Source organism: Psychrobacter arcticus 273-4, assembly GCF_000012305.1.
In the GTDB taxonomy this organism is placed as follows: domain Bacteria; phylum Pseudomonadota; class Gammaproteobacteria; order Pseudomonadales; family Moraxellaceae; genus Psychrobacter; species Psychrobacter arcticus.
Window position 1 is genome coordinate 1,959,077 of the sequence record NC_007204.1, and the last position, 20,397, is coordinate 1,979,473.

Genomic DNA, 20,397 nt, shown 5'->3' on the forward strand with positions numbered 1-20,397 from the left:
ATGCGAGGTAAAAACAAGACCTATAGTTGAAATACTTTAAAGTCGCTACCGTATTGCTGGTGTAAATTTTTTGCAGCCTCTGTCTGCGTAGGCACAGCAAGCAAGAAAAATTTGCACCAGCAATACGTGTTGTATCGATATTACTTTTCACCGACTATATAAAGCTTATTAACTAGATCTTAGAATAATTAGGTAGATAGTATAAAAAACGCCTCCATTTCGAAAGCGTTTTAAAGAGTCAAACAAGATTAGATAATATTGATATTAGTATCAATATAAATCTGTGTAGCTATATCACTATCTAATTGCCATACGTTATATACTTGTCCACCAGTATCTGTGACATCGGTTCCTGTATCGATCCAAATCGAAGGATTACCAGAGTTATCCGTGTCACTAAGATCAGTGCCAACACCCCCTAAATCTAGCGTATCATCACTACCACCTTTGACATAAATAGGGCTAGATATTCCTGAGTTGGCAATATCTACTGCTTGGGCTGTCAGTGTGTTGGCACCAATACCATTGATATCAATGATATCAATGATATCAATGGTATCAGACAGGCTAACGACTTGGTCTGAGCCTTCAAAGCTTAGGATATAGAGTCCTTCGCTTGAGACAGTCAATGATGTATCAGGAACTGAAGTAGTAGCTTGTCCATCACCATTGATAGTGATGCTCAGCGTGGCCGTATCAATATTGCCATTACCGTTATCGATCGTATATTCAAACTGATCTGTTTGACCAATCACATTGACATTTTCGTTTGGCGTATAAGTATATTCACCGTTAGTGTCAATAGCCAAACTACCATAGTTACCTACGATGGTGGTGAGTCCGCTGATCATACCACCATTGACATTAGTCACTATTGTCGATAACGCTGTATCAACATCATTATCAAGCACATTACCAGTGGCTGGTACTAAATTGATATTAAGATCTGTGACTATAATGGAGTCAGTTTTGACAGTGACCGATGTTCCTACGCCAAGATTTAATATTCCGCTGCCATTGGCAACAACAATATAGTATTTTGCACCACCTGTGAAAGTATCAAGATTTAGAGGAGCGCCGTTCCAAGTACCACCAACTAGATCATAAGCAAGCCAATTTGGTACAGATTGAACCAGTTCAGCTTGAGTACTGCCTACCTCTTGTCGATACACAAGAACATCAAAATCTTTATCGTCACCAAGTGCTAGCCCTAATGCTTGACTTCCACTACCAGATATCGTCAGGTCTTGCGTGGTATTAGTCGCGACACCTACTGAAAACGCAGTACTCGATCCTAATAAACTCACATCAATTAAGTCACCGACGGTGCCAAGGCTGATCAAGCTACTAACAGTGCCAGTCTCGCTGCCTGTAGAGCTTATTACCACTGGTGTTATGTCTAATCCAGCAGATGCCTGATCATCAAAGGCATCTGGCATCGTCGTATCCACTTTTACATTGATTGCAGGAGCATTACCACTGACATTATTTAGCGAGTCTTTTATATTATAACTTAGTGCATATTCTCCATCTTCTAATGCCGTTTGTGGCGTCAACGTATAGCTGCCATTTGGGTTTTTCACGACGATTGCATCAACCACAACGCCATCCACTACCAACTGCGGCGTTTGTCCGTCAGAAATAATGTTAGGTGCAATTTCAACACTTGGGGTGTTGTCATTTGTGGTTTCACTGTCTGCAATAACTTCTGCAGGGGCCAGTACACCTCCATTGCCGTCATTAGCCACATTATCAGTGACGATAGGCGTAGGTGCTGTAAAGTTGATATTAATAGTCAGCTTAGCAGTGTCATTGGTTGCACCATTAGAGATGGTGTACTCAAATACTTCTGTTGCACCTAGAGAGGCGTAGTCACCATTGGCCGTATAAGTATAAACACCATTTTCATCGATAACTAAAACGCCATATTGACCCTGAATGGTAAATACGTTAACACCATCGACGATTTCAGTTGTCGGCTCTGACAGAGTATTGTCACTATTGATATCCGTCAGCTTAGTGTTGACGGTAACTGTATCTTCTCCCAGCTCAGCTGTAGTCGATGCGTCAGGATCAATAACATTACCTGTTATTTTTGTATTCCCATCAAAACTATACTCAGTTAGCGTAGCGGTAATATCAGTAGTTTCAAGCAGTGTCAAAGTATTACTAAGGAGAGCTGCAGCCACAGCATCAAGTACTGGGTCAATTACATATTCAAGTACACCACCTGCTAGTGCATTTTCTTGAAGTACACCTACTAGCTCACCAATCCCTAGCTCACCAGTTTCCTGCAATGCAACTTCGAGAATACCTCTAACAGTAGTTCCCAATTGTAAAATAGGAAAATCAAAGTTCAATGCGGTCTCTACTGCACTCAAGACAGTATTTTGGTTGTCCGATCCTAATACTACACCAGCATCGCCTAACTCTGACAATGTAAGGTCATTGACTAAGGTTTCTAAAACACTTCGATCATTACGTACAACTATTGTGTACTTATCTGGTTCTAAACCAGACACCGTTGCTGTTAAGGTATCGTTGCCCGTTAACCCTAATAGTTCTAGACCTATTACATTGCCTACTAGTGGCTCATTACCAGTAGTACCAACGTAAACAAGATCACCATTGCTATTATAGACCTCTATATTTACTGCATCCGCTACTGTCACTAACGCCGTCTGTTTGACTTCAATACTTACTGTACCACTCGCACCTTCACTCACGGTAAAGCCAAGACTGCTGTCCAAGCCACCACTACTAGTTTCGGTGACACCAAGTACAGCTAAATCAGAGCCATTCACCGAAGGGTAATTGGTTACTTGTAGCTCACCTAAATTTATGTTGTCTGAGTCATCTCTAGCTACTGGCACGGTGGCGTCAATCGTCACACTAACAGCAGGAGCATTGCCACTCACGTTACCTGCATCATCTATGATGTTGTAACTTAGGTCATAATCACCATCAGTCAGTGGGTCAGTTGGCGTTAAGGTCACGCTGCCATCAGGGTTGGTCTCAGAAGTTGAGGGTACAACTGCTCCATCAATGACCAATTGCGGGGTGCCGTTAGCCACCTGATTAGCAGGTACGGTCACACTTGGGGTGTTGTCGTTAGTAAGGCCGCCATCAGTAATGGTTTCTGCAGGGTCGAGCACATCACCGCTGCCATCATTGACCACGTTGTCGGTGACATCAGGGGCGGCAGTTGGCGCATCTGGTGCGGTGGTGTCAACCGTGATGTCAGCGCTGACGATACTGGCGTTACCAGCGGCGTCCGTTGCGGTTGCGGTTAGGGTTTCAGAACCCTCACCCATGGCCGTGACGTCTGCTTGAGTCACTGCCACACTCCAGGTGCCATTCGCACCAACCGTCACGGGTTGACCGATTTGAGTGCCTGCAGCATTGGTTAGGGTGAGGGTGTCCCCTGCTGTACCCGTACCCGTCACGGCAAAGCCTGCTGCAGCTTCAGCGCCATTAACAATGTCGTCACCTGCGATTGGGTTATTGATGGTTGGGGCGGTAGGCGCGGTGGTGTCCACGGTGATGTCAGCGATGACGATACTGGCGTTACCAGCGGCGTCCGTTGCGGTTGCGGTTAGGGTTTCAGAACCCTCACCCATGGCCGTGACGTCTGCTTGAGTCACTGCCACACTCCAGGTGCCATCCGCACCAACCGTCACGGGTTGACCGATTTGAGTGCCTGCAGCATTGGTTAGGGTGAGGGTGTCGCCTGCTGTACCCGTACCCGTCACGGCAAAGCCTGCTGCGGCTTCAGCGCCATTAACAATGTCGTCACCTGCGATTGGGCTATTGATGGTTGGGGCGGTAGGCGCGGTGGTGTCCACGGTGATGTCAGCGGTGGTGACACTTGGTGTGTTACCAGCGGCGTCCGTTGCGGTTGCGGTTAGGGTTTCAGAACCCTCACCCATGGCCGTGACGTCTGCTTGAGTCACTGCCACACTCCAGGTGCCATCCGCACCAACCGTCACGGGTTGACCGATTTGAGTGCCTGCAGCATTGGTTAGGGTGAGGGTGTCCCCTGCTGTACCCGTACCCGTCACGGCAAAGCCTGCTGCAGCTTCAGCGCCATTAACAATGTCGTCACCCGCAATTGGGTTATTGATGGTTGGGGCGGTAGGCGCGGTGGTGTCCACGGTGATGTCAGCGATGACGATACTGGCGTTACCAGCGGCGTCCGTTGCGGTTGCGGTTAGGGTTTCAGAACCCTCACCCATGGCCGTGACGTCTGCTTGAGTCACTGCCACACTCCAGGTGCCATCCGCACCAACCGTCACGGGTTGACCGATTTGAGTGCCTGCAGCATTGGTTAGGGTGAGGGTGTCCCCTGCTGTACCCGTACCCGTCACGGCAAAGCCTGCTGCGGCTTCAGCGCCATTAACAATGTCGTCACCTGCGATTGGGCTATTGATGGTTGGGGCGGTAGGCGCGGTGGTGTCCACGGTGATGTCAGCGGTGGTGACACTTGGTGTGTTACCAGCGGCGTCCGTTGCGGTTGCGGTTAGGGTTTCAGAACCCTCACCCATGGCCGTGACGTCTGCTTGAGTCACTGCCACACTCCAGGTGCCATCCGCACCAACCGTCACGGGTTGACCGATTTGAGTGCCTGCAGCATTGGTTAGGGTGAGGGTGTCCCCTGCTGTACCCGTACCCGTCACGGCAAAGCCTGCTGCGGCTTCAGCGCCATTAACAATGTCGTCACCTGCGATTGGGCTATTGATGGTTGGGGCGGTAGGCGCGGTGGTGTCCACGGTGATGTCAGCGGTGGTGACACTTGGTGTGTTACCAGCGGCGTCCGTTGCGGTTGCGGTTAGAGTTTCAGAACCCTCACCCATGGCCGTGACGTCTGCTTGAGTCACTGCCACACTCCAGGTGCCATCCGCACCAACCGTCACGGGTTGACCGATTTGAGTGCCTGCAGCATTGGTTAGGGTGAGGGTGTCCCCTGCTGTACCCGTACCCGTCACGGCAAAGCCTGCTGCAGCTTCAGCGCCATTAACAATGTCGTCACCTGCGATTGGGCTATTGATGGTTGGGGCGGTAGGCGCGGTGGTGTCCACGGTGATGTCAGCGGTGGTGACACTTGGTGTGTTACCAGCGGCGTCCGTTGCGGTTGCGGTTAGGGTTTCAGAACCCTCACCCATGGCCGTGACGTCTGCTTGAGTCACTGCCACACTCCAGGTGCCATCCGCACCAACCGTCACGGGTTGACCGATTTGAGTGCCTGCAGCATTGGTTAGGGTGAGGGTGTCCCCTGCTGTACCCGTACCCGTCACGGCAAAGCCTGCTGCAGCTTCAGCGCCATTAACAATGTCGTCACCTGCGATTGGGCTATTGATGGTTGGGGCGGTAGGCGCGGTGGTGTCCACGGTGATGTCAGCGGTGGTGACACTTGGTGTGTTACCAGCGGCGTCCGTTGCGGTTGCGGTTAGGGTTTCAGAACCCTCACCCATGGCCGTGACGTCTGCTTGAGTCACTGCCACACTCCAGGTGCCATCCGCACCAACCGTCACGGGTTGACCGATTTGAGTGCCTGCAGCATTGGTTAGGGTGAGGGTGTCCCCTGCTGTACCCGTACCCGTCACGGCAAAGCCTGCTGCAGCTTCAGCGCCATTAACAATGTCGTCACCTGCGATTGGGCTATTGATGGTTGGGGCGGTAGGCGCGGTGGTGTCCACGGTGATGTCAGCGATGACGATACTGGCGTTACCAGCGGCGTCCGTTGCGGTTGCGGTTAGGGTTTCAGAACCCTCACCCATGGCCGTGACGTCTGCTTGAGTCACTGCCACACTCCAGGTGCCATCCGCACCAACCGTCACGGGTTGACCGATTTGAGTGCCTGCAGCATTGGTTAGGGTGAGGGTGTCCCCTGCTGTACCCGTACCCGTCACGGCAAAGCCTGCTGCAGCTTCAGCGCCATTAACAATGTCGTCACCCGCGATTGGGTTATTGATGGTTGGGGCGGTAGGCGCGGTGGTGTCCACGGTGATGTCAGCGGTGGTGACACTTGGTATGTTACCAGCGGCGTCCGTTGCGGTTGCGGTTAGGGTTTCAGAACCCTCACCCATGGCCGTGACGTCTGCTTGAGTCACTGCCACACTCCAGGTGCCATCCGCACCAACCGTCACGGGTTGACCGATTTGAGTGCCTGCAGCATTGGTTAGGGTGAGGGTGTCCCCTGCTGTACCCGTACCCGTCACGGCAAAGCCTGCTGCAGCTTCAGCGCCATTAACAATGTCGTCACCTGCGATTGGGCTATTGATGGTTGGGGCGGTAGGCGCGGTGGTGTCCACGGTGATGTCAGCGGTGGTGACACTTGGTGTGTTACCAGCGGCGTCCGTTGCGGTTGCGGTTAGGGTTTCAGAACCCTCACCCATGGCCGTGACGTCTGCTTGAGTCACTGCCACACTCCAGGTGCCATCCGCACCAACCGTCACGGGTTGACCGATTTGAGTGCCTGCAGCATTGGTTAGGGTGAGGGTGTCGCCTGCTGTACCCGTACCCGTCACAGCAAAGCCTGCTGCAGCTTCAGCGCCATTAACAATGTCGTCACCCGCAATTGGGTTATTGATGGTTGGGGCGGTAGGCGCGGTGGTGTCCACGGTGATGTCAGCGGTGGTGACACTTGGTATGTTACCAGCGGTGTCCGTTGCGGTTGCGGTTAGGGTTTCAGAACCCTCACCCATGGCCGTGACGTCTGCTTGAGTCACTGCCACACTCCAGGTGCCATCCGCACCAACCGTCACGGGTTGACCGATTTGAGTGCCTGCAGCATTGGTTAGGGTGAGGGTGTCCCCTGCTGTACCCGTACCCGTCACGGCAAAGCCTGCTGCAGCTTCAGCGCCATTAACAATGTCGTCACCTGCGATTGGGTTATTGATGGTTGGGGCGGTAGGCGCGGTGGTGTCCACGGTGATGTCAGCGGTGGTGACACTTGGTGTGTTACCAGCGGCGTCCGTTGCGGTTGCGGTTAGGGTTTCAGAACCCTCACCCATGGCCGTGACGTCTGCTTGAGTCACTGCCACACTCCAGGTGCCATCCGCACCAACCGTCACGGGTTGACCGATTTGAGTGCCTGCAGCATTGGTTAGGGTGAGGGTGTCCCCTGCTGTACCCGTACCCGTCACGGCAAAGCCTGCTGCAGCTTCAGCGCCATTAACAATGTCGTCACCTGCGATTGGGCTATTGATGGTTGGGGCGGTAGGCGCGGTGGTGTCCACGGTGATGTCAGCGGTGGTGACACTTGGTGTGTTACCAGCGGCGTCCGTTGCGGTTGCGGTTAGGGTTTCAGAACCCTCACCCATGGCCGTGACGTCTGCTTGAGTCACTGCCACACTCCAGGTGCCATCCGCACCAACCGTCACGGGTTGACCGATTTGAGTGCCTGCAGCATTGGTTAGGGTGAGGGTGTCCCCTGCTGTACCCGTACCCGTCACGGCAAAGCCTGCTGCAGCTTCAGCGCCATTAACAATGTCGTCACCTGCGATTGGGTTATTGATGGTTGGGGCGGTAGGCGCGGTGGTGTCCACGGTGATGTCAGCGGTGGTGACACTTGGTGTGTTACCAGCGGCGTCCGTTGCGGTTGCGGTTAGGGTTTCAGAACCCTCACCCATGGCCGTGACGTCTGCTTGAGTCACTGCCACACTCCAGGTGCCATCCGCACCAACCGTCACGGGTTGACCGATTTGAGTGCCTGCAGCATTGGTTAGGGTGAGGGTGTCCCCTGCTGTACCCGTACCCGTCACGGCAAAGCCTGCTGCAGCTTCAGCGCCATTAACAATGTCGTCACCTGCGATTGGGCTATTGATGGTTGGGGCGGTAGGCGCGGTGGTGTCCACGGTGATGTCAGCGGTGGTGACACTTGGTGTGTTACCAGCGGCGTCCGTTGCGGTTGCGGTTAGGGTTTCAGAACCCTCACCCATGGCCGTGACGTCTGCTTGAGTCACTGCCACACTCCAGGTGCCATCCGCACCAACCGTCACGGGTTGACCGATTTGAGTGCCTGCAGCATTGGTTAGGGTGAGGGTGTCGCCTGCTGTACCCGTACCCGTCACGGCAAAGCCTGCTGCGGCTTCAGCGCCATTAACAATGTCGTCACCTGCGATTGGGCTATTGATGGTTGGGGCGGTAGGCGCGGTGGTGTCCACGGTGATGTCAGCGGTGGTGACACTTGGTGTGTTACCAGCGGCGTCCGTTGCGGTTGCGGTTAGGGTTTCAGAACCCTCACCCATGGCCGTGACGTCTGCTTGAGTCACTGCCACACTCCAGGTGCCATCCGCACCAACCGTCACGGGTTGACCGATTTGAGTGCCTGCAGCATTGGTTAGGGTGAGGGTGTCGCCTGCTGTACCCGTACCCGTCACGGCAAAGCCTGCTGCAGCTTCAGCGCCATTAACAATGTCGTCACCTGCGATTGGGCTATTGATGGTTGGGGCGGTAGGCGCGGTGGTGTCCACGGTGATGTCAGCGGTGGTGACACTTGGTGTGTTACCAGCGGCGTCCGTTGCGGTTGCGGTTAGGGTTTCAGAACCCTCACCCATGGCCGTGACGTCTGCTTGAGTCACTGCCACACTCCAGGTGCCATCCGCACCAACCGTCACGGGTTGACCGATTTGAGTGCCTGCAGCATTGGTTAGGGTGAGGGTGTCCCCTGCTGTACCCGTACCCGTCACGGCAAAGCCTGCTGCAGCTTCAGCGCCATTAACAATGTCGTCACCTGCGATTGGGCTATTGATGGTTGGGGCGGTAGGCGCGGTGGTGTCCACGGTGATGTCAGCGGTGGTGACACTTGGTGTGTTACCAGCGGCGTCCGTTGCGGTTGCGGTTAGGGTTTCAGAACCCTCACCCATGGCCGTGACGTCTGCTTGAGTCACTGCCACACTCCAGGTGCCATCCGCACCAACCGTCACGGGTTGACCGATTTGAGTGCCTGCAGCATTGGTTAGGGTGAGGGTGTCGCCTGCTGTACCCGTACCCGTCACGGCAAAGCCTGCTGCAGCTTCAGCGCCATTAACAATGTCGTCACCTGCGATTGGGCTATTGATGGTTGGGGCGGTAGGCGCGGTGGTGTCCACGGTGATGTCAGCGATGACGATACTGGCGTTACCAGCGGCGTCCGTTGCGGTTGCGGTTAGGGTTTCAGAACCCTCACCCATGGCCGTGACGTCTGCTTGAGTCACTGCCACACTCCAGGTGCCATCCGCACCAACCGTCACGGGTTGACCGATTTGAGTGCCTGCAGCATTGGTTAGGGTGAGGGTGTCCCCTGCTGTACCCGTACCCGTCACGGCAAAGCCTGCTGCAGCTTCAGCGCCATTAACAATGTCGTCACCCGCGATTGGGTTATTGATGGTTGGGGCGGTAGGCGCGGTGGTGTCCACGGTGATGTCAGCGGTGGTGACACTTGGTATGTTACCAGCGGCGTCCGTTGCGGTTGCGGTTAGGGTTTCAGAACCCTCACCCATGGCCGTGACGTCTGCTTGAGTCACTGCCACACTCCAGGTGCCATCCGCACCAACCGTCACGGGTTGACCGATTTGAGTGCCTGCAGCATTGGTTAGGGTGAGGGTGTCCCCTGCTGTACCCGTACCCGTCACGGCAAAGCCTGCTGCGGCTTCAGCGCCATTAACAATGTCGTCACCCGCAATTGGGTTATTGATGGTTGGGGCGGTAGGCGCGGTGGTGTCCACGGTGATGTCAGCGATGACGATACTGGCGTTACCAGCGGCGTCCGTTGCGGTTGCGGTTAGGGTTTCAGAACCCTCACCCATGGCCGTGACGTCTGCTTGAGTCACTGCCACACTCCAGGTGCCATCCGCACCAACCGTCACGGGTTGACCGATTTGAGTGCCTGCAGCATTGGTTAGGGTGAGGGTGTCGCCTGCTGTACCCGTACCCGTCACGGCAAAGCCTGCTGCGGCTTCAGCGCCATTAACAATGTCGTCACCTGCGATTGGGCTATTGATGGTTGGGGCGGTAGGCGCGGTGGTGTCCACGGTGATGTCAGCGGTGGTGACACTTGGTGTGTTACCAGCGGCGTCCGTTGCGGTTGCGGTTAGGGTTTCAGAACCCTCACCCATGGCCGTGACGTCTGCTTGAGTCACTGCCACACTCCAGGTGCCATCCGCACCAACCGTCACGGGTTGACCGATTTGAGTGCCTGCAGCATTGGTTAGGGTGAGGGTGTCCCCTGCTGTACCCGTACCCGTCACGGCAAAGCCTGCTGCAGCTTCAGCGCCATTAACAATGTCGTCACCTGCGATTGGGTTATTGATGGTTGGGGCGGTAGGCGCGGTGGTGTCCACGGTGATGTCAGCGGTGGTGACACTTGGTGTGTTACCAGCGGCGTCCGTTGCGGTTGCGGTTAGAGTTTCAGAACCCTCACCCATGGCCGTGACGTCTGCTTGAGTCACTGCCACACTCCAGGTGCCATCCGCACCAACCGTCACGGGTTGACCGATTTGAGTGCCTGCAGCATTGGTTAGGGTGAGGGTGTCCCCTGCTGTACCCGTACCCGTCACGGCAAAGCCTGCTGCAGCTTCAGCGCCATTAACAATGTCGTCACCTGCGATTGGGTTATTGATGGTTGGGGCGGTAGGCGCGGTGGTGTCCACGGTGATGTCAGCGGTGGTGACACTTGGTGTGTTACCAGCGGCGTCCGTTGCGGTTGCGGTTAGGGTTTCAGAACCCTCACCCATGGCCGTGACGTCTGCTTGAGTCACTGCCACACTCCAGGTGCCATCCGCACCAACCGTCACGGGTTGACCGATTTGAGTGCCTGCAGCATTGGTTAGGGTGAGGGTGTCCCCTGCTGTACCCGTACCCGTCACGGCAAAGCCTGCTGCAGCTTCAGCGCCATTAACAATGTCGTCACCCGCAATTGGGTTATTGATGGTTGGGGCGGTAGGCGCGGTGGTGTCCACGGTGATGTCAGCGGTGGTGACACTTGGTATGTTACCAGCGGTGTCCGTTGCGGTTGCGGTTAGGGTTTCAGAACCCTCACCCATGGCCGTGACGTCTGCTTGAGTCACTGCCACACTCCAGGTGCCATCCGCACCAACCGTCACGGGTTGACCGATTTGAGTGCCTGCAGCATTGGTTAGGGTGAGGGTGTCCCCTGCTGTACCCGTACCCGTCACGGCAAAGCCTGCTGCAGCTTCAGCGCCATTAACAATGTCGTCACCTGCGATTGGGTTATTGATGGTTGGGGCGGTAGGCGCGGTGGTGTCCACGGTGATGTCAGCGATGACGATACTGGCGTTACCAGCGGCGTCCGTTGCGGTTGCGGTTAGGGTTTCAGAACCCTCACCCATGGCCGTGACGTCTGCTTGAGTCACTGCCACACTCCAGGTGCCATCCGCACCAACCGTCACGGGTTGACCGATTTGAGTGCCTGCAGCATTGGTTAGGGTGAGGGTGTCCCCTGCTGTACCCGTACCCGTCACGGCAAAGCCTGCTGCAGCTTCAGCGCCATTAACAATGTCGTCACCTGCGATTGGGCTATTGATGGTTGGGGCGGTAGGCGCGGTGGTGTCCACGGTGATGTCAGCGGTGGTGACACTTGGTGTGTTACCAGCGGCGTCCGTTGCGGTTGCGGTTAGGGTTTCAGAACCCTCACCCATGGCCGTGACGTCTGCTTGAGTCACTGCCACACTCCAGGTGCCATCCGCACCAACCGTCACGGGTTGACCGATTTGAGTGCCTGCAGCATTGGTTAGGGTGAGGGTGTCCCCTGCTGTACCCGTACCCGTCACGGCAAAGCCTGCTGCAGCTTCAGCGCCATTAACAATGTCGTCACCTGCGATTGGGTTATTGATGGTTGGGGCGGTAGGCGCGGTGGTGTCCACGGTGATGTCAGCGATGACGATACTGGCGTTACCAGCGGCGTCCGTTGCGGTTGCGGTTAGGGTTTCAGAACCCTCACCCATGGCCGTGACGTCTGCTTGAGTCACTGCCACACTCCAGGTGCCATCCGCACCAACCGTCACGGGTTGACCGATTTGAGTGCCTGCAGCATTGGTTAGGGTGAGGGTGTCCCCTGCTGTACCCGTACCCGTCACGGCAAAGCCTGCTGCAGCTTCAGCGCCATTAACAATGTCGTCACCCGCGATTGGGTTATTGATGGTTGGGGCGGTAGGCGCGGTGGTGTCCACGGTGATGTCAGCGGTGGTGACACTTGGTATGTTACCAGCGGCGTCCGTTGCGGTTGCGGTTAGGGTTTCAGAACCCTCACCCATGGCCGTGACGTCTGCTTGAGTCACTGCCACACTCCAGGTGCCATCCGCACCAACCGTCACGGGTTGACCGATTTGAGTGCCTGCAGCATTGGTTAGGGTGAGGGTGTCCCCTGCTGTACCCGTACCCGTCACGGCAAAGCCTGCTGCAGCTTCAGCGCCATTAACAATGTCGTCACCTGCGATTGGGCTATTGATGGTTGGGGCGGTAGGCGCGGTGGTGTCCACGGTGATGTCAGCGGTGGTGACACTTGGTGTGTTACCAGCGGCGTCCGTTGCGGTTGCGGTTAGGGTTTCAGAACCCTCACCCATGGCCGTGACGTCTGCTTGAGTCACTGCCACACTCCAGGTGCCATCCGCACCAACCGTCACGGGTTGACCGATTTGAGTGCCTGCAGCATTGGTTAGGGTGAGGGTGTCCCCTGCTGTACCCGTACCCGTCACGGCAAAGCCTGCTGCAGCTTCAGCGCCATTAACAATGTCGTCACCTGCGATTGGGCTATTGATGGTTGGGGCGGTAGGCGCGGTGGTGTCCACGGTGATGTCAGCGGTGGTGACACTTGGTGTGTTACCAGCGGCGTCCGTTGCGGTTGCGGTTAGGGTTTCAGAACCCTCACCCATGGCCGTGACGTCTGCTTGAGTCACTGCCACACTCCAGGTGCCATCCGCACCAACCGTCACGGGTTGACCGATTTGAGTGCCTGCAGCATTGGTTAGGGTGAGGGTGTCCCCTGCTGTACCCGTACCCGTCACGGCAAAGCCTGCTGCAGCTTCAGCGCCATTAACAATGTCGTCACCTGCGATTGGGTTATTGATGGTTGGGGCGGTAGGCGCGGTGGTGTCCACGGTGATGTCAGCGGTGGTGACACTTGGTGTGTTACCAGCGGCGTCCGTTGCGGTTGCGGTTAGAGTTTCAGAACCCTCACCCATGGCCGTGACGTCTGCTTGAGTCACTGCCACACTCCAGGTGCCATCCGCACCAACCGTCACGGGTTGACCGATTTGAGTGCCTGCAGCATTGGTTAGGGTGAGGGTGTCCCCTGCTGTACCCGTACCCGTCACGGCAAAGCCTGCTGCAGCTTCAGCGCCATTAACAATGTCGTCACCCGCGATTGGGTTATTGATGGTTGGGGCGGTAGGCGCGGTGGTGTCCACGGTGATGTCAGCGGTGGTGACACTTGGTGTGTTACCAGCGGCGTCCGTTGCGGTTGCGGTTAGGGTTTCAGAACCCTCACCCATGGCCGTGACGTCTGCTTGAGTCACTGCCACACTCCAGGTGCCATCCGCACCAACCGTCACGGGTTGACCGATTTGAGTGCCTGCAGCATTGGTTAGGGTGAGGGTGTCGCCTGCTGTACCCGTACCCGTCACAGCAAAGCCTGCTGCAGCTTCAGCGCCATTAACAATGTCGTCACCCGCAATTGGGTTATTGATGGTTGGGGCGGTAGGCGCGGTGGTGTCCACGGTGATGTCAGCGGTGGTGACACTTGGTATGTTACCAGCGGTGTCCGTTGCGGTTGCGGTTAGGGTTTCAGAACCCTCACCCATGGCCGTGACGTCTGCTTGAGTCACTGCCACACTCCAGGTGCCATCCGCACCAACCGTCACGGGTTGACCGATTTGAGTGCCTGCAGCATTGGTTAGGGTGAGGGTGTCCCCTGCTGTACCCGTACCCGTCACGGCAAAGCCTGCTGCAGCTTCAGCGCCATTAACAATGTCGTCACCTGCGATTGGGTTATTGATGGTTGGGGCGGTAGGCGCGGTGGTGTCCACGGTGATGTCAGCGGTGGTGACACTTGGTGTGTTACCAGCGGCGTCCGTTGCGGTTGCGGTTAGGGTTTCAGAACCCTCACCCATGGCCGTGACGTCTGCTTGAGTCACTGCCACACTCCAGGTGCCATCCGCACCAACCGTCACGGGTTGACCGATTTGAGTGCCTGCAGCATTGGTTAGGGTGAGGGTGTCCCCTGCTGTACCCGTACCCGTCACGGCAAAGCCTGCTGCAGCTTCAGCGCCATTAACAATGTCGTCACCTGCGATTGGGTTATTGATGGTTGGGGCGGTAGGCGCGGTGGTGTCCACGGTGATGTCAGCGGTGGTGACACTTGGTGTGTTACCAGCGGCGTCCGTTGCGGTTGCGGTTAGGGTTTCAGAACCCTCACCCATGGCCGTGACGTCTGCTTGAGTCACTGCCACACTCCAGGTGCCATCCGCACCAACCGTCACGGGTTGACCGATTTGAGTGCCTGCAGCATTGGTTAGGGTGAGGGTGTCCCCTGCTGTACCCGTACCCGTCACGGCAAAGCCTGCTGCAGCTTCAGCGCCATTAACAATGTCGTCACCTGCGATTGGGTTATTGATGGTTGGGGCGGTAGGCGCGGTGGTGTCCACGGTGATGTCAGCGGTGGTGACACTTGGTGTGTTACCAGCGGCGTCCGTTGCGGTTGCGGTTAGGGTTTCAGAACCCTCACCCATGGCCGTGACGTCTGCTTGAGTCACTGCCACACTCCAGGTGCCATCCGCACCAACCGTCACGGGTTGACCGATTTGAGTGCCTGCAGCATTGGTTAGGGTGAGGGTGTCCCCTGCTGTACCCGTACCCGTCACGGCAAAGCCTGCTGCAGCTTCAGCGCCATTAACAATGTCGTCACCTGCGATTGGGCTATTGATGGTTGGGGCGGTAGGCGCGGTGGTGTCCACGGTGATGTCAGCGGTGGTGACACTTGGTGTGTTACCAGCGGCGTCCGTTGCGGTTGCGGTTAGGGTTTCAGAACCCTCACCCATGGCCGTGACGTCTGCTTGAGTCACTGCCACACTCCAGGTGCCATCCGCACCAACCGTCACGGGTTGACCGATTTGAGTGCCTGCAGCATTGGTTAGGGTGAGGGTGTCCCCTGCTGTACCCGTACCCGTCACGGCAAAGCCTGCTGCAGCTTCAGCGCCATTAACAATGTCGTCACCTGCGATTGGGTTATTGATGGTTGGGGCGGTAGGCGCGGTGGTGTCCACGGTGATGTCAGCGGTGGTGACACTTGGTGTGTTACCAGCGGCGTCCGTTGCGGTTGCGGTTAGGGTTTCAGAACCCTCACCCATGGCCGTGACGTCTGCTTGAGTCACTGCCACACTCCAGGTGCCATCCGCACCAACCGTCACGGGTTGACCGATTTGAGTGCCTGCAGCATTGGTTAGGGTGAGGGTGTCCCCTGCTGTACCCGTACCCGTCACGGCAAAGCCTGCTGCAGCTTCAGCGCCATTAACAATGTCGTCACCTGCGATTGGGTTATTGATGGTTGGGGCGGTAGGCGCGGTGGTGTCCACGGTGATGTCAGCGATGACGATACTGGCGTTACCAGCGGCGTCCGTTGCGGTTGCGGTTAGGGTTTCAGAACCCTCACCCATGGCCGTGACGTCTGCTTGAGTCACTGCCACACTCCAGGTGCCATCCGCACCAACCGTCACGGGTTGACCGATTTGAGTGCCTGCAGCATTGGTTAGGGTGAGGGTGTCCCCTGCTGTACCCGTACCCGTCACGGCAAAGCCTGCTGCAGCTTCAGCGCCATTAACAATGTCGTCACCTGCGATTGGGCTATTGATGGTTGGGGCGGTAGGCGCGGTGGTGTCCACGGTGATGTCAGCGGTGGTGACACTTGGTGTGTTACCAGCGGCGTCCGTTGCGGTTGCGGTTAGGGTTTCAGAACCCTCACCCATGGCCGTGACGTCTGCTTGAGTCACTGCCACACTCCAGGTGCCATCCGCACCAACCGTCACGGGTTGACCGATTTGAGTGCCTGCAGCATTGGTTAGGGTGAGGGTGTCGCCTGCTGTACCCGTACCCGTCACGGCAAAGCCTGCTGCGGCTTCAGCGCCATTAACAATGTCGTCACCTGCGATTGGGCTATTGATGGTTGGGGCGGTAGGCGCGGTGGTGTCCACGGTGATGTCAGCGGTGGTGACACTTGGTGTGTTACCAGCGGCGTCCGTTGCGGTTGCGGTTAGGGTTTCAGAACCCTCACCCATGGCCGTGACGTCTGCTTGAGTCACTGCCACACTCCAGGTGCCATCCGCACCAACCGTCACGGGTTGACCGATTTGAGTGCCTGCAGCATTGGTTAGGGTGAGGGTGTCCCCTGCTGTACCCGTACCCGTCACGGCAAAGCCTGCTGCGGCTTCAGCGCCATTAACAATGTCGTCACCTGCGATTGGGTTATTGATGGTTGGGGCGGTAGGCGCGGTGGTGTCCACGGTGATGTCAGCGGTGGTGACACTTGGTGTGTTACCAGCGGCGTCCGTTGCGGTTGCGGTTAGGGTTTCAGAACCCTCACCCATGGCCGTGACGTCTGCTTGAGTCACTGCCACACTCCAGGTGCCATCCGCACCAACCGTCACGGGTTGACCGATTTGAGTGCCTGCAGCATTGGTTAGGGTGAGGGTGTCCCCTGCTGTACCCGTACCCGTCACGGCAAAGCCTGCTGCAGCTTCAGCGCCATTAACAATGTCGTCACCTGCGATTGGGCTATTGATGGTTGGGGCGGTAGGCGCGGTGGTGTCCACGGTGATGTCAGCGGTGGTGACACTTGGTGTGTTACCAGCGGCGTCCGTTGCGGTTGCGGTTAGGGTTTCAGAACCCTCACCCATGGCCGTGACGTCTGCTTGAGTCACTGCCACACTCCAGGTGCCATCCGCACCAACCGTCACGGGTTGACCGATTTGAGTGCCTGCAGCATTGGTTAGGGTGAGGGTGTCGCCTGCTGTACCCGTACCCGTCACGGCAAAGCCTGCTGCAGCTTCAGCGCCATTAACAATGTCGTCACCTGCGATTGGGCTATTGATGGTTGGGGCGGTAGGCGCGGTGGTGTCCACGGTGATGTCAGCGGTGGTGACACTTGGTGTGTTACCAGCGGCGTCCGTTGCGGTTGCGGTTAGGGTTTCAGAACCCTCACCCATGGCCGTGACGTCTGCTTGAGTCACTGCCACACTCCAGGTGCCATCCGCACCAACCGTCACGGGTTGACCGATTTGAGTGCCTGCAGCATTGGTTAGGGTGAGGGTGTCCCCTGCTGTACCCGTACCCGTCACGGCAAAGCCTGCTGCAGCTTCAGCGCCATTAACAATGTCGTCACCTGCGATTGGGCTATTGATGGTTGGGGCGGTAGGCGCGGTGGTGTCCACGGTGATGTCAGCGATGACGATACTGGCGTTACCAGCGGCGTCCGTTGCGGTTGCGGTTAGGGTTTCAGAACCCTCACCCATGGCCGTGACGTCTGCTTGAGTCACTGCCACACTCCAGGTGCCATCCGCACCAACCGTCACGGGTTGACCGATTTGAGTGCCTGCAGCATTGGTTAGGGTGAGGGTGTCCCCTGCTGTACCCGTACCCGTCACGGCAAAGCCTGCTGCAGCTTCAGCGCCATTAACAATGTCGTCACCCGCGATTGGGTTATTGATGGTTGGGGCGGTAGGCGCGGTGGTGTCCACGGTGATGTCAGCGGTGGTGACACTTGGTGTGTTACCAGCGGCGTCCGTTGCGGTTGCGGTTAGGGTTTCAGAACCCTCACCCATGGCCGTGACGTCTGCTTGAGTCACTGCCACACTCCAGGTGCCATCCGCACCAACCGTCACGGGTTGACCGATTTGAGTGCCTGCAGCATTGGTTAGGGTGAGGGTGTCCCCTGCTGTACCCGTACCCGTCACGGCAAAGCCTGCTGCAGCTTCAGCGCCATTAACAATGTCGTCACCTGCGATTGGGTTATTGATGGTTGGGGCGGTAGGCGCGGTGGTGTCCACGGTGATGTCAGCGGTGGTGACACTTGGTATGTTACCAGCGGCGTCCGTTGCGGTTGCGGTTAGAGTTTCAGAACCCTCACCCATGGCCGTGACGTCTGCTTGAGTCACTGCCACACTCCAGGTGCCATCCGCACCAACCGTCACGGGTTGACCGATTTGAGTGCCTGCAGCATTGGTTAGGGTGAGGGTGTCCCCTGCTGTACCCGTACCCGTCACGGCAAAGCCTGCTGCAGCTTCAGCGCCATTAACAATGTCGTCACCTGCGATTGGGTTATTGATGGTTGGGGCGGTAGGCGCGGTGGTGTCCACGGTGATGTCAGCGGTGGTGACACTTGGTGTGTTACCAGCGGCGTCCGTTGCGGTTGCGGTTAGGGTTTCAGAACCCTCACCCATGGCCGTGACGTCTGCTTGAGTCACTGCCACACTCCAGGTGCCATCCGCACCAACCGTCACGGGTTGACCGATTTGAGTGCCTGCAGCATTGGTTAGGGTGAGGGTGTCGCCTGCTGTACCCGTACCCGTCACAGCAAAGCCTGCTGCAGCTTCAGCGCCATTAACAATGTCGTCACCTGCGATTGGGTTATTGATGGTTGGGGCGGTAGGCGCGGTGGTGTCCACGGTGATGTCAGCGGTGGTGACACTTGGTATGTTACCAGCGGCGTCCGTTGCGGTTGCGGTTAGGGTTTCAGAACCCTCACCCATGGCCGTGACGTCTGCTTGAGTCACTGCCACACTCCAGGTGCCATCCGCACCAACCGTCACGGGTTGACCGATTTGAGTGCCTGCAGCATTGGTTAGGGTGAGGGTGTCCCCTGCTGTACCCGTACCCGTCACGGCAAAGCCTGCTGCAGCTTCAGCGCCATTAACAATGTCGTCACCTGCGATTGGGTTATTGATGGTTGGGGCGGTAGGCGCGGTGGTGTCCACGGTGATGTCAGCGGTGGTGACACTTGGTGTGTTACCAGCGGCGTCCGTTGCGGTTGCGGTTAGGGTTTCAGAACCCTCACCCATGGCCGTGACGTCTGCTTGAGTCACTGCCACACTCCAGGTGCCATCCGCACCAACCGTCACGGGTTGACCGATTTGAGTGCCTGCAGCATTGGTTAGGGTGAGGGTGTCCCCTGCTGTACCCGTACCCGTCACGGCAAAGCCTGCTGCAGCTTCAGCGCCATTAACAATGTCGTCACCTGCGATTGGGCTATTGATGGTTGGGGCGGTAGGCGCGGTGGTGTCCACGGTGATGTCAGCGGTGGTGACACTTGGTGTGTTACCAGCGGCGTCCGTTGCGGTTGCGGTTAGGGTTTCAGAACCCTCACCCATGGCCGTGACGTCTGCTTGAGTCACTGCCACACTCCAGGTGCCATCCGCACCAACCGTCACGGGTTGACCGATTTGAGTGCCTGCAGCATTGGTTAGGGTGAGGGTGTCGCCTGCTGTACCCGTACCCGTCACGGCAAAGCCTGCTGCGGCTTCAGCGCCATTAACAATGTCGTCACCTGCGATTGGGCTATTGATGGTTGGGGCGGTAGGCGCGGTGGTGTCCACGGTGATGTCAGCGATGACGATACTGGCGTTACCAGCGGCGTCCGTTGCGGTTGCGGTTAGGGTTTCAGAACCCTCACCCATGGCCGTGACGTCTGCTTGAGTCACTGCCACACTCCAGGTGCCATCCGCACCAACCGTCACGGGTTGACCGATTTGAGTGCCTGCAGCATTGGTTAGGGTGAGGGTGTCCCCTGCTGTACCCGTACCCGTCACGGCAAAGCCTGCTGCGGCTTCAGCGCCATTAACAATGTCGTCACCTGCGATTGGGCTATTGATGGTTGGGGCGGTAGGCGCGGTGGTGTCCACGGTGACGTCAGCGGCGTTAGAATTAGAGAAAGCAGCAGCTGCAAGTCCTACGCCTGCAAGACCAACCAACCATGGCAACGCATTAAAGCCAGCAGTCTCTGTAGCACCTACCCACCAAGGCGCAACCTGTGCGTTGCCGCCCAGCGCTTGACCCCGTATCCCATCTGCTTGTAGCTCAGTGACGTAGTCACCAATATCACCTGAATCAGGAATGTAATAATAATAACTGCCATCTTCAGCGACGCCGATGAGGGCACTCTCGATATTATCATAAAACCCTTCAATAATAAGATCCGACATTTCACTGTCGCCTTCAAAAAAGATGTGCAGTGCTTTGTCTATGCGTTTGGTAACAATGTGGTTCGGAGCGCGGCCCGTAGACTCATCAAGGAGCTCGTAGTTAACTTTATCGATGGCTTTTATTATTGTAGGTTTACCGTTTTGTGTCACGACTTTGTGTTCAGCAATGTTTTCGGTTTGGGCGTTTACTTTGACAGTTATAGTGCTCATA

1 protein-coding gene is annotated in these 20,397 nt (G+C 56.7%); it reads right to left on the reverse strand.

Annotated features, from left to right (window positions below):
* Window positions 1–248 precede the first annotated feature (248 nt).
* Entirely contained in the window at window positions 249–20,396 is a 20,148-nt protein-coding gene (locus PSYC_RS08295; RefSeq protein ID WP_011280865.1) for an Ig-like domain repeat protein, read from the reverse strand.
* Between the last annotated feature and the right edge of the window lies 1 nt (window position 20,397).

Bases quoted from the DNA above. Each gene is read 5' to 3' on its own strand.
- PSYC_RS08295 (WP_011280865.1), bottom strand. From the start codon at position 20,396: ATGAGCACTATAACTGTCAAAGTAAACGCCCAAACCGAAAACATTGCT.